Source organism: Peribacillus alkalitolerans (genome assembly GCF_010882125.1).
Lineage (GTDB): Bacteria > Bacillota > Bacilli > Bacillales > DSM-1321 > Bacillus_BN > Bacillus_BN alkalitolerans.
The window spans coordinates 29,434-41,648 of the sequence record NZ_JAAGVZ010000018.1 but is presented as its reverse complement, the minus strand read 5'-3'; the positions used below and the strand labels follow the sequence as shown (position 1 = coordinate 41,648).

At 41.1% G+C, this 12,215-nt stretch carries 21 protein-coding genes; all 21 read right to left on the bottom strand.

Annotation, left to right across the window (positions count from 1 at the left end; translation table 11 throughout):
- Window positions 1-399, bottom strand: a complete 399-nt coding sequence (gene rpsH / locus G3O09_RS17550; protein ID WP_163102758.1) for a 30S ribosomal protein S8 — start codon at window positions 397-399, stop codon at window positions 1-3.
- Between the two features lie 30 nt (window positions 400-429).
- Window positions 430-615 (bottom strand): type Z 30S ribosomal protein S14, encoded by a 186-nt coding sequence (locus tag G3O09_RS17545; protein ID WP_050613643.1) that lies wholly within the window; start codon window positions 613-615, stop codon window positions 430-432.
- Window positions 616-639: 24 nt separating this feature from the next.
- Window positions 640-1,179 (bottom strand): 50S ribosomal protein L5, encoded by a 540-nt coding sequence (rplE, locus tag G3O09_RS17540; protein WP_163102757.1) that lies wholly within the window; start codon window positions 1,177-1,179, stop codon window positions 640-642.
- A gap of 26 nt (window positions 1,180-1,205) precedes the next feature.
- Window positions 1,206-1,517, bottom strand: a complete 312-nt coding sequence (gene rplX, locus G3O09_RS17535; RefSeq protein ID WP_108672006.1) for a 50S ribosomal protein L24 — start codon at window positions 1,515-1,517, stop codon at window positions 1,206-1,208.
- A gap of 43 nt (window positions 1,518-1,560) precedes the next feature.
- Window positions 1,561-1,929, bottom strand: a complete 369-nt coding sequence (rplN, locus tag G3O09_RS17530) for a 50S ribosomal protein L14 (RefSeq protein WP_108672007.1) — start codon at window positions 1,927-1,929, stop codon at window positions 1,561-1,563.
- Window positions 1,930-1,973: 44 nt separating this feature from the next.
- Complete coding sequence (rpsQ, locus tag G3O09_RS17525; protein WP_108672008.1) at window positions 1,974-2,237, bottom strand: 30S ribosomal protein S17; 264 nt, start codon at window positions 2,235-2,237, stop codon at window positions 1,974-1,976.
- A gap of 19 nt (window positions 2,238-2,256) precedes the next feature.
- The gene (gene rpmC / locus G3O09_RS17520; protein ID WP_108672009.1) at window positions 2,257-2,460 is read right to left on the bottom strand and encodes a 50S ribosomal protein L29; all 204 of its coding nucleotides are present in this window, start codon (window positions 2,458-2,460) and stop codon (window positions 2,257-2,259) included.
- Window positions 2,450-2,884, bottom strand: coding sequence for a 50S ribosomal protein L16 (gene rplP / locus G3O09_RS17515; RefSeq protein WP_163102756.1), 435 nt, complete (start codon window positions 2,882-2,884; stop codon window positions 2,450-2,452). Before rplP ends, rpmC begins: the two co-directional genes overlap by 11 nt.
- A 1-nt stretch (window position 2,885) precedes the next feature.
- Window positions 2,886-3,542 carry a 30S ribosomal protein S3 gene (gene rpsC, locus G3O09_RS17510; RefSeq protein WP_108672011.1) on the bottom strand — a complete coding sequence of 219 codons (657 nt, stop codon included), beginning with the start codon at window positions 3,540-3,542 and terminating at the stop codon, window positions 2,886-2,888.
- Between the two features lie 3 nt (window positions 3,543-3,545).
- Window positions 3,546-3,887, bottom strand: coding sequence for a 50S ribosomal protein L22 (gene rplV, locus G3O09_RS17505; protein WP_108672012.1), 342 nt, complete (start codon window positions 3,885-3,887; stop codon window positions 3,546-3,548).
- A gap of 17 nt (window positions 3,888-3,904) precedes the next feature.
- Entirely contained in the window at window positions 3,905-4,183 is a 279-nt protein-coding gene (gene rpsS, locus G3O09_RS17500) for a 30S ribosomal protein S19 (RefSeq protein ID WP_108672013.1), read from the bottom strand.
- Between the two features lie 60 nt (window positions 4,184-4,243).
- A complete protein-coding gene (gene rplB / locus G3O09_RS17495; RefSeq protein WP_163102755.1) occupies window positions 4,244-5,074 on the bottom strand; it encodes a 50S ribosomal protein L2 in 831 nt (276 codons plus the stop codon).
- Between the two features lie 26 nt (window positions 5,075-5,100).
- Window positions 5,101-5,385, bottom strand: a complete 285-nt coding sequence (rplW, locus tag G3O09_RS17490; protein ID WP_163102754.1) for a 50S ribosomal protein L23 — start codon at window positions 5,383-5,385, stop codon at window positions 5,101-5,103.
- Entirely contained in the window at window positions 5,385-6,008 is a 624-nt protein-coding gene (rplD, locus tag G3O09_RS17485; RefSeq protein ID WP_163102753.1) for a 50S ribosomal protein L4, read from the bottom strand. The genes rplW and rplD overlap by 1 nt, the downstream gene beginning before the upstream one ends.
- 28 nt (window positions 6,009-6,036) lie before the next feature.
- Window positions 6,037-6,666: a 50S ribosomal protein L3 gene (gene rplC / locus G3O09_RS17480; RefSeq protein WP_163102752.1), complete on the bottom strand. Its 630-nt coding sequence runs from the start codon at window positions 6,664-6,666 to the stop codon at window positions 6,037-6,039.
- A 34-nt stretch (window positions 6,667-6,700) separates the two neighbouring features.
- A complete protein-coding gene (gene rpsJ / locus G3O09_RS17475; RefSeq protein WP_019244375.1) occupies window positions 6,701-7,009 on the bottom strand; it encodes a 30S ribosomal protein S10 in 309 nt (102 codons plus the stop codon).
- 405 nt (window positions 7,010-7,414) lie between these two features.
- Window positions 7,415-8,602, bottom strand: coding sequence for an elongation factor Tu (gene tuf / locus G3O09_RS17470; RefSeq protein WP_163102751.1), 1,188 nt, complete (start codon window positions 8,600-8,602; stop codon window positions 7,415-7,417).
- Window positions 8,603-8,725: 123 nt separating this feature from the next.
- Window positions 8,726-10,804, bottom strand: coding sequence for an elongation factor G (gene fusA, locus G3O09_RS17465; RefSeq protein WP_163102750.1), 2,079 nt, complete (start codon window positions 10,802-10,804; stop codon window positions 8,726-8,728).
- 53 nt (window positions 10,805-10,857) lie between these two features.
- Window positions 10,858-11,328, bottom strand: a complete 471-nt coding sequence (rpsG, locus tag G3O09_RS17460; RefSeq protein WP_163102749.1) for a 30S ribosomal protein S7 — start codon at window positions 11,326-11,328, stop codon at window positions 10,858-10,860.
- Window positions 11,329-11,373: 45 nt separating this feature from the next.
- Window positions 11,374-11,796: a 30S ribosomal protein S12 gene (rpsL, locus tag G3O09_RS17455; protein WP_108672020.1), complete on the bottom strand. Its 423-nt coding sequence runs from the start codon at window positions 11,794-11,796 to the stop codon at window positions 11,374-11,376.
- A gap of 99 nt (window positions 11,797-11,895) precedes the next feature.
- Window positions 11,896-12,144 carry a 50S ribosomal protein L7ae-like protein gene (locus G3O09_RS17450; RefSeq protein WP_163102748.1) on the bottom strand — a complete coding sequence of 83 codons (249 nt, stop codon included), beginning with the start codon at window positions 12,142-12,144 and terminating at the stop codon, window positions 11,896-11,898.
- Window positions 12,145-12,215: the final 71 nt, after the last annotated feature.

Below are 12,215 nucleotides of genomic sequence, written 5' to 3'. Positions count from 1 at the left end.
TTACCAAACGTACGCTAATACTTCTCCACCAGCTTGTTTAGCACGAGCTTCTTTATCAGTTAAAACTCCTTGAGAAGTAGAAACGATTGCGATACCTAAACCGTTAAGAACGCGTGGAACATCTCCTGCTTTAGCATATACACGTAAACCAGGCTTACTGATACGTTTTAATCCAGTGATTACACGCTCGTTATTTGCACCGTACTTAAGGAAAATACGGATGATACCTTGTTTGTTATCTTCGATTAACTCAACGTCGCGAACGAAACCTTCACGCTTTAAGATTTCAGCAATTTCTGTCTTAATCTTAGAAGCAGGGATTTCTAGCTTCTCGTGACGTACCATGTTCGCATTACGGATGCGAGTAAGCATATCTGCAATTGGATCTGTCATGACCATTATATTTTACCTCCTTCCCAAACTCGGGTTTTACCAGCTAGCTTTTTTCACGCCAGGAATTTGTCCTTTATATGCAAGTTCACGGAAACAAATACGGCAAAGCTTAAACTTACGGTATACAGAATGTGGACGTCCACAACGCTCACAACGTGTATATTCTTGTACTTTAAACTTCGGTCCGCGCTTTTGTTTCACGACCATTGATTTTTTTGCCACGTTTACGCCTCCCTCTTTTATCGATTACTTCTGGAACGGCATTCCGAATTGAGTAAGTAATTCACGAGATTCTTCGTCAGTATTAGCAGTCGTTACGATAACGATATCCATACCACGAACTTTGCTCACTTTATCGTAGTCAATTTCAGGGAAGATCAATTGTTCTTTTACACCTAATGTATAATTTCCACGGCCGTCAAATGCCTTCTTAGAAATCCCACGGAAGTCACGTACACGTGGTAAAGAAACAGCTACTAACTTGTCTAGGAATTCGTACATGCGCTCGCCGCGAAGAGTTACTTTCGCACCGATCGGCATACCTTCACGTAGACGGAAGCCAGCGATTGATTTTTTTGCTCTTGTAATCATTGGTTTTTGACCAGTGATTAGAGTTAATTCTTCCACAGCATTGTCTAAAGCTTTTGCATTAGCAGCAGCGTCGCCAACACCCATGTTGATTACGATTTTCTCAATCTTTGGAGTTTGCATGATGGATTGGTATCCAAATTTGCTCATTAGAGCAGGAGTAATTTCTTTTACATACTTTTCCTTTAGGCGGTTCATGAATAGTACCTCCCTTCGTTAATGACTTATTTATCTAAGGATTCACCTGATTTTACAGAAACACGTACTTTTTTACCATCAACCGTTTTGTAGCCAACACGCGTTGGAGTTCCAGTTTTAGGATCAATCGGCATTACGTTAGAAGCATGAACAGCTGCCTCTTTGCTAATGATTCCTCCTTGAGGATTAGCTTGAGATGGCTTTGAATGCTTCTTAACGATGTTCACACCTTCAACCAATACACGGTTTTTCTTCGGGTATGCTTCAAGGATTACACCTTGTTTGCCTTTGTCCTTACCAGAGATGACTACAACTTTGTCACCTTTTTTTACATGCATTAGAGTCGCACCTCCTTGAAAGGCCTTTTACAAGTTTTATGCATTACAATACTTCTGGAGCTAGAGAAACGATCTTCATGAAATTGTTGTCACGAAGTTCACGAGCAACAGGTCCGAAGATACGAGTTCCACGTGGGCCCTTGTCGTCACGGATAATTACACAAGCATTTTCGTCAAATTTGATGTAAGAACCGTCAGGACGACGTACACCTGATTTAGTTCGAACAACAACAGCTTTTACTACATCGCCTTTTTTAACAACGCCACCAGGTGTTGCTTGTTTTACTGTGCACACGATGATATCACCGATGTTTGCAGTCTTACGACCAGAACCACCAAGAACTTTGATAGTTAAAACCTCACGAGCACCTGAATTGTCAGCGACTTTTAAACGTGATTCTTGTTGAATCATGTACGAAACCTCCCTTCGGAATTAACGTAATCCGAACAGTTATATTAGATGATAACAGCTTTTTCTACTACCTCTACAAGACGGAAGCGTTTTGTCGCAGAAAGTGGACGAGTTTCCATGATTTTCACGATATCGCCAATTTTTGCTTCGCTTTGCTCATCATGAGCCTTGAATTTCTTAGAGTACTTAACGCGCTTACCGTATAACTTATGCGTTTTATAAGTTTCTACAAGTACCGTAATAGTCTTATCCATTTTGTCGGATACTACGCGGCCAGTGTAGACTTTGCGTTGGTTGCGTTCGCTCATTCAGCAAACCTCCCCTCTATTATCGATTGTTAGCACTGATCTCTCTTTCACGAATAACAGTTTTCATTCGAGCGATCGATTTACGTACTTCACGGATACGTGCAGTATTTTCAAGTTGTCCAGTTGCTAACTGGAAACGAAGATTAAATAGTTCTTCTTTTAATGATTTAGCTTTTTGTTCAATTTCGGCAGTGGTAAGGTCTTTAATTTCATTAGCTTTCATTTGATTCACCACCAATTTCTTCTCGTTTTACAAACTTACACTTAACTGGTAGTTTGTGTGACGCAAGACGTAATGCTTCGCGAGCGATCTCTTCAGATACACCTGCAATTTCAAACATTACTTTACCAGGCTTAACAACAGCCACCCATCCTTCAGGAGCCCCTTTACCGGAACCCATCCGCACTTCTAGTGGTTTAGCAGTGTAAGGTTTGCTTGGGAAAATTTTAATCCAAACTTTACCGCCACGTTTCATGTAACGAGTCATAGCGATACGAGCAGCCTCGATTTGACGGTTAGTGATCCAAGAAGCTTCTAGTGATTGTAAACCAAACTCACCAAAATGTACTTCAGTACCACCTTTAGCACGGCCTCTCATCTTACCGCGGTGTTCACGACGATATTTTACGCGTTTAGGCAATAACATATTATTTTCCTCCTTCCTCGGATTTCTTCTTAGTAGGAAGGACTTCTCCACGGTAGATCCAAACTTTCACGCCTAACTTACCGTAAGTAGTATCAGCTTCAGCCGTAGCATAGTCGATGTCAGCGCGAAGTGTGTGTAGTGGAACTGTTCCTTCGCTATAATGTTCAGAACGAGCAATATCTGCACCGCCAAGACGACCAGAAACCATTGTTTTAATACCTTGTGCACCAGCACGCATAGTACGTTGGATAGCTTGCTTTTGAGCACGACGGAAAGAAACACGGTTTTCTAATTGACGAGCAACGTTTTCTGCAACAAGTTTAGCGTCTAGATCAGCTTTCTTGATTTCAATGATGTTGATATGAACGCGTTTTCCAGTTAACTGGTTCAACGCTTTGCGAAGAGCTTCAACTTCAGTACCACCTTTACCGATAACCATTCCTGGCTTTGCAGTATGGACAGAAACGTTGATGCGATTTGCAGCACGTTCAATTTCAACTTTAGATACAGAAGCATCACTTAAACGTTTCGCGATATATTCACGAACTTTAAGATCTTCGTGTAAAAGAACTGCGTAGTCTTTATCTGCGTACCACTTTGACTCCCAATCACGGATGACACCAATACGCAAACCGACCGGATTCACCTTTTGACCCACAGATTACCCCTCCTTCTTCTCTGATAATACGATTGTAATATGACTTGTACGTTTATTAATTGCGCTTGCACGACCCATAGCACGTGGACGGAAACGCTTCAAAGTTGGTCCTTCGTTTACATACGCTTCAGTAACTACTAGGTTATTGATATCCATCTCGTAGTTATGCTCTGCGTTAGCCATAGCAGATTTCAAAACTTTCTCTACTACTGGAGAAGCAGATTTCGGAGTATGACGAAGGATAGCAACCGCTTCACCTACTTGCTTGCCTCGAATTAGATCAACTACTAAACGAACTTTACGAGGAGCAATACGAACTGTGTTAGCAACAGCTTTAGCTTGCATGAGATGCCCTCCTCTCATTAACGTCTTGTTTTCTTGTCGTCACTAGCGTGACCTTTATATGTGCGTGTTGGTGCGAATTCACCAAGTTTGTGGCCTACCATATCTTCTGTAATATATACAGGAACGTGTTTACGTCCATCATATACAGCGATAGTATGACCGATAAATTGTGGGAAGATTGTAGAACGACGAGACCAAGTTTTAACTACTTGTTTCTTCTCAGTTTCATTTAAATTCTCAACCTTTTTCATTAAATGATCATCAACAAATGGACCTTTTTTTAGGCTGCGACCCATGTGTGTACCTCCCTTCGTGATTGTTCTACGGTTCGGTTGTTGAACCGTAGCTCAACCCCGTTATTTTTTACGACGACGTACGATGAATTTATCGGACTTGTTTTTCTTTTTACGAGTTTTAGCACCAAGAGTTGGTTTGCCCCAAGGTGACATTGGAGATTTACGTCCGATTGGTGAGCGTCCTTCACCACCACCGTGTGGGTGATCAACTGGGTTCATTACAGAACCACGTACAGTTGGGCGCTTGCCTAACCAACGAGAACGTCCAGCTTTACCAATGTTAATAAGTTCGTGTTGCTCGTTACCAACTTGACCGATAGATGCGCGGCATGTCGCTAAGATCATACGTACTTCACCAGAAGTTAAACGAACTAGAACGTAACGTCCTTCTTTACCAAGTAATTGTGCAGATGTACCAGCAGAACGAACTAACTGTCCACCTTTACCAGGTTTTAATTCGATATTGTGGATAACTGTACCCACTGGAATGTTAGCTAGTGGAAGTGAGTTACCTACTTTAATGTCAGCCTCAGGACCAGACATAATCTCCATACCAACTTGTAGGTTTTTAGGAGCTAGGATGTAACGCTTTTCACCATCAACATAGTTAATTAGTGCAATGTTTGCCGAACGATTTGGATCGTATTCGACAGTGGCAACGCGTCCAGGTATACCATCTTTATCGCGTTTAAAATCGATAATACGATATTGACGCTTGTGGCCGCCACCTTGATGACGAACAGTTAACTTACCTTGGTTATTACGGCCGCCTTTTCTCTTTAGAGGAGCAAGTAATGACTTTTCTGGTTTGTCAGTAGTGATTTCAGCAAAATCAGAACTAGTCATGTTACGTCGACCATTTGTGGTAGGTTTGTACTTTTTAATCGCCATGTGTAATTCCCTCCTTCTCTAGTAGATTACGCTTCAAAAAATTCGATTTCTTTGCTTTCAGTTGTTAAAGTAATAATCGCTTTACGACGCTTGTTAGTATAACCAGCATGACGACCCATACGCTTATACTTACCTTTGTAGTTCATGATGTTTACTTTTTCAACTTTAACGCCGAAGATTTCTTGCACAGCGTCTTTAACTTGTGTTTTGTTAGCTCTTACATCAACTTCAAACGTATATTTTCTTTCACCCATAAGGTCAGAAGAACGTTCAGTGATTACGGGGCGCTTAATGATATCGCGAGCATCCATTATGCAAGCACCTCCTCTACTTTTTCAACAGCAGCTTTAGTCATGATTAGTTTGTTGTGAGCAACAAGATCTAAAACACTTAGGCCAGCCGCGTCTACTACAGTAACCCCAGGAAGGTTACGAGCAGATAAAGCAACTTTCTCATCTAGAGTATCAGTTACGAACAATGCTTTTGTATCTACTGATAAACCGTTAAGTACAGCTTTGAATTCTTTTGTTTTTGGAGCTTCGAAAGTAAGACCTTCCAAAACTAATAGGCTTTCTTCAATTACCTTAGCAGACAATGCAGATTTAAGAGCTAAACGACGCATTTTCTTAGGTAATTTGTAGCTATATGATCTAGGAGTTGGTCCAAATACAGTACCACCACCACGCCATTGTGGAGAACGGATAGATCCTTGACGAGCACGTCCAGTACCTTTTTGACGCCATGGTTTACGTCCACCGCCTGCTACTTCAGAACGACCTTTAACTTTATGAGTTCCTTGACGTAAGGAAGCTCTTTGCATAATGATTGCTTCGAATAAAACATGCTGATTAGGTTCGATACCAAAAATAGATTCGTTAAGTTCGATTTCGCCTTTATTAGAACCCTTTTGGTCAAATAATGTAACTTTTGGCATTTTCTAATGCTCCTCCTTTCCTATTAAATTATTTCGCTTTTACCGCACTTTTAACTTGAACTAAGGATTTTCTCGCACCAGGTACGTTTCCTTTGATTAAAAGTAGGTTGCGTTCAGCGTCAACTTTTACAACAGTAAGGTTTTGAACAGTTACTTGTTCTCCGCCCATACGTCCTGGTAAAAGTTTGTTTTTGAATACGCGGTTAGGCGCTACAGGTCCCATTGAACCAGGGCGACGGTGATAACGTGAACCGTGGGACATTGGTCCGCGAGATTGTCCGTGGCGCTTGATTGAGCCTTGGAATCCTTTACCTTTTGATACACCTGTTACATCAACAGTTTCGCCTTCAGCAAAAATGTTAACTTTGACTTCTTGACCTACCTCGTACTCGCCAAGGTTTACTCCGCGAAGTTCGCGAATGAAGCGCTTAGGTGCAGTGTTTGCTTTAGCAACGTGTCCTTTTGCAGGTTTGTTAGAAAGCTTTTCACGCTTATTATCAAAACCTAATTGGATCGCTTCGTAACCATCTACATCAACTGTTTTAACTTGAAGTACTACGTTAGCAGCAGCTTCTACTACAGTTACAGGGATTAGTTCGCCGTTTTCAGCAAATACTTGCGTCATACCGATTTTTCTTCCTAAGATTCCTTTGGTCATGAGTCACACCTCCTGAAATGTTTTAATTTATGGATTATAATTTAATTTCGATATCTACGCCTGATGGTAGATCTAAACGCATTAATGAATCAACTGTTTGTGGAGTTGGGTTCACGATGTCGATTAGACGTTTGTGTGTACGCATCTCGAATTGCTCACGAGAATCTTTGTACTTATGAACCGCACGTAGGATTGTGTAAACTGATCTTTCAGTTGGTAACGGAATTGGACCAGAAACAGCAGCACCAGAACGCTTTGCAGTTTCAACAATTTTCTCAGCAGATTGATCAAGGATTCTGTGATCATATGCTTTTAAACGGATACGAATTTTTTGTTTTGCCATTATTTTCCCTCCTTTTCGCCTATTTTTAAAATAGACAGTTCTCAGTGAAAATTTCCCACACACCGCCATGGCAAAGCGGCCGGGTGTGTCAGCAACCTCTCACTTCATCGCGGTCAAAGACCAACATTGTCTATTATACATAAAACATAAAGTAATAGCAAGTTAAAGTTAAAACTAAACTTAAATATAAATATTATCTTTATGTCGCACACTTTTTCTATTATACATACCTAATGTATATAATTCAAGTGAATGTTTAATAATAGAATTTCCCAATTGTGACGTGTTTCTTCTATTATATATTCACTTCTACGATCTATTGAATTTCTAGTAATTACCTTCATGGTTTTAAACGCAAAAAAAAAGAAGCAGAGAGCGTCCTCCCTGCTTCTTTAGATCAATTAATTATTCTTGGATTGTAGCAACTACGCCAGCGCCTACAGTACGCCCACCCTCACGGATAGAGAACTTAGTACCTTCTTCGATAGCTACTGGAGCGATAAGCTCAACAGTCATTTCGATGTTGTCGCCAGGCATAACCATTTCAACGCCTTCTGGAAGGTTACAGATACCTGTAATGTCAGAAGTACGGAAATAGAATTGTGGGCGGTAGTTTGTGAAGAATGGAGTATGACGTCCACCTTCTTCTTTAGAAAGAACGTAAACTTCCGCTTTAAATTTAGTGTGTTGTTTGATTGAACCTGGCTTAGCTAAAACTTGTCCACGTTCGATATCGTCACGAGAAACCCCACGAAGAAGAGCACCAATGTTGTCTCCAGCTTCAGCGAAATCAAGAAGCTTACGGAACATTTCTACACCAGTAACAGTAGTAGATTTTGCTTCTTCAGTGAAACCAACGATTTCAACTACTTCACCAACTTTAATTTGTCCACGCTCAACACGACCTGTAGCAACTGTTCCACGACCAGTGATTGAGAATACGTCCTCAACTGGCATCATGAAAGGCTTAGCGTTGTCACGCTCAGGAGTTGGGATGTACTCATCAACAGCGTTCATTAGTTCGATAACTTTCTCTTCCCAAGCAGCGTCTCCTTCAAGAGCTTTAAGAGCAGAACCTTTGATTACTGGGATATCATCACCAGGGAATTCATATTCAGATAGTAGGTCACGGATTTCCATTTCTACTAACTCAAGTAACTCTTCATCGTCTACCATGTCACATTTGTTCATGAATACAACAAGGTAAGGTACACCTACTTGACGAGAAAGAAGGATGTGCTCACGAGTTTGTGGCATTGGACCATCAGCAGCAGATACTACTAAGATACCGCCGTCCATTTGTGCAGCACCAGTGATCATGTTTTTAACATAGTCAGCATGGCCTGGGCAGTCAACGTGCGCATAGTGACGAGTAGCAGTTTCATACTCAACGTGTGCAGTTGAGATAGTGATTCCACGCTCACGCTCTTCTGGAGCAGCGTCGATTTGGTCGTATGCACGTGCTTCAGCACCACCAGCTTTTGCAAGAACAGTAGTGATAGCAGCAGTTAAAGTAGTTTTACCATGGTCAACGTGACCGATTGTTCCGATGTTAACGTGTGGCTTAGAGCGATCAAATTTAGCTTTACCCATTAGGAATTCCTCCTTGATTTTTAAAAGTAAGTATTTTTTAAATCGTATATGTTGCTATGAAAGCAGAGACCTGCTTTCATAGCTTACATAAGTAGTTATACTTTAATAAGAGGCGAAAATCAATTATTCACCTTTATTTTTTTTGATAATTTCCTCAGAAATGCTCTTTGGAACTTCTTCGTAGTGATCGAAGTGCATAGAGAATACTCCACGACCTTGTGTGTTAGAACGTAGGGATGTTGCATATCCAAACATTTCAGAAAGTGGAACCATAGATTTAACAACTTGTGCGTTACCGCGAGCTTCCATACCTTCTACACGTCCACGACGAGAAGTAATACCACCCATAATGTCTCCCATATATTCTTCAGGGATAACAACTTCAACCCTCATGATAGGTTCAAGAATTACAGGCTTACATTTAGTAGCTGCGTTTTTAAGAGCCATTGAAGCGGCAATTTTAAACGCCATTTCACTGGAGTCAACATCATGGTAAGAACCATCGAATAGTCTTGCTTTGATGTCAACTAGTGGGTAACCAGCAAGTACACCACGATCAAGAGAATCTTCAAGACCAGCTTGTACTGCAGGGATGTATTCACGTGGAACAACTCCACCTACGATACCATTTTCAAACTCGAATCCTTTTCCTTCTTCGTTAGGAGAGAACTCAATCCAAACGTGACCGAATTGACCGCGTCCACCAGATTGACGAGCGAATTTACCTTCGACTTGTGCGCTTCCACGGAAAGTCTCACGGTATGCTACCTGAGGTGCACCAACGTTAGCTTCTACTTTGAATTCACGTCTCATACGATCAACGATGATATCAAGGTGAAGCTCACCCATACCAGCGATGATAGTTTGTCCAGTTTCTTGGTCTGTGTGAGCACGGAAAGTAGGATCTTCCTCTTGAAGCTTTTGAAGAGCAGTAGACATTTTGTCTTGGTCTGCTTTTGACTTCGGCTCAACAGATAATTGGATAACTGGCTCAGGGAATTGCATAGACTCTAGGATTACTAGGTTCTTTTCATCACATAGAGTATCACCTGTTGTAGTATCTTTAAGACCTACAGCAGCTGCGATGTCTCCAGCGTATACCATTGAAATCTCTTCACGAGAGTTAGCATGCATTTGTAGAATACGTCCTACACGCTCACGCTTACCTTTAGTAGAGTTTTGTACATAAGAACCTGAGCTCAATGTACCAGAGTATACACGGAAGAAAGTTAATTTCCCGACATAAGGGTCAGTCATAACTTTAAATGCTAATGCAGAGAATGGAGCTTCGTCGCTAGAAGGACGAAGTACTTCCTCATCTGAATCAGGAAGAGTACCTTTGATAGCAGGTACATCTACTGGAGATGGAAGGTACTCAATAACTGCATCAAGCATTAATTGTACACCTTTGTTTTTGAAAGCTGATCCACAGATTACAGGATAGAATTCAACATTAACAGTACCTTTACGAATAGCAGCTTTTAGCTCTTCGTTAGTGATTTCTTCTCCACCAAGGTATCTTTCCATTAAGTCTTCATCAAGCTCAGCAACCGCTTCAACTAGCTTTTCGCGCCATTCTTGGGCTAATTCCATGTGTTCTTCTGGAATTTCTCGCACTTCAATGTCAGTTCCTAGGTCATTGCCGTAGAAAGTTGCGTTCATTTCTACAAGGTCAATGATAGCAGAGAATTGATCTTCAGCACCGATTGGAAGTTGGATTGGGTGTGCGTTAGCTTGTAGACGATCATGCAAAGTCTTTACAGAGTAAAGGAAATCCGCACCGATTTTGTCCATTTTGTTTACGAATACAACACGTGGTACACCATATGTTGTAGCTTGACGCCAAACAGTCTCAGTTTGAGGCTCAACACCAGATTGAGCATCAAGTACTGCTACTGCACCGTCAAGTACACGCAGGGAACGTTCAACTTCAACTGTGAAGTCTACGTGTCCTGGTGTATCGATGATGTTTACGCGGTGGTTCTTCCATTGTGCAGTAGTTGCAGCGGAAGTGATTGTGATACCACGCTCTTGTTCTTGTTCCATCCAGTCCATTTGTGAAGCACCTTCATGTGTTTCACCAATTTTGTGGATACGACCTGTGTAATAAAGTACACGCTCAGTAGTTGTTGTTTTACCAGCATCAATGTGAGCCATGATACCAATATTACGTGTTTTTTCTAAGGAGAACTCTCTTGCCATTGGGTCTTTCTCCTTCCTTATATGAGTTTGGTTTTATTATTATTTTTTGGATCCTACCAACGATAGTGAGCAAATGCTTTATTTGCTTCAGCCATCTTATGAGTATCTTCACGCTTTTTAACTGATGCACCAGCACCGTTAGCAGCATCAAGAATCTCGTTAGCTAAACGCTCAACCATCGTTTTTTCTCCACGAAGGCGAGTGTAGTTTGTTAACCAGCGAAGACCAAGAGTTGTACGACGGTCAGGACGCACCTCAACTGGTACTTGGTAGTTTGCTCCACCTACACGGCGTGCTCTTACCTCTAATACTGGCATGATGTTTTTTAGTGCTGCATCAAATACTTCCATAGGCTCTTTGCCTGAACGCTCTTGAATAAGTTCGAAAGCGGAGTAGATGATTTGTTGGGATGTACCTCTTTTACCGTCAATCATCATTTTGTTGATTAAACGAGTAACTAATTTTGAATTATAAATTGGATCTGGTAATACGTCTCTTTTTGCAACAGGTCCTTTACGAGGCATGTTATTTCCTCCTTTCAACGAATCTATATTGTATGGTTTGCTTTATTATTTCTTTGGAGCTTTCGGACGCTTAGTACCGTATTTAGAACGACCTTGCATACGGTTATTAACACCAGCTGTATCCAACGCACCACGTACGATATGATAACGTACCCCTGGTAAGTCTTTTACACGTCCTCCACGAATCAATACTACACTGTGCTCTTGTAGGTTATGACCGATACCAGGAATGTAAGCAGTTACCTCGATACCGTTTGTCAAACGAACACGCGCATATTTACGTAACGCTGAGTTTGGTTTCTTCGGAGTCATTGTACCAACACGAGTACAAACACCGCGTTTTTGTGGAGATGATACGTTAGTTTGAGATTTTTTGAAGCTGTTATAGCCTTTGTTAAGAGCAGGAGACTTTGATTTAACTTCCTTAGACTCACGACCCTTACGCACTAATTGATTAATAGTAGGCATTATTCTTCCTCCTTTCGCTAGTTGGTTCTAGTCCCACACATCCAGGTGGTTCAAAAATGAGCAAAAACAAAGTTTTTGCATTTTAACGCAAAAACAGTTTTACTTTTTAATTGCAACAGCTGCAGCTTTTACGTCGATCTTGCACGCTTTACCAAGCTTTTGCATGGAGTCAACATATGTTATGGTCACATTCTGTTCTGATGCTATTTTCACCAGGTCCGCCTTCAATTTCATGTCAGCGTCCTTTGCTATTATTAGCTCTGAAACTTCCTGATTCCTTAATGCGTTAGCTGTTTGTTTTGATCCTATAACAATCTCTTTCGCCTGTATGACTTTTTCATACGACATATGTCAATCCTCCAAAGGTACAGGATATCATAGGAACACCTTTGCAATAATAACACCTTTTATACTTACAT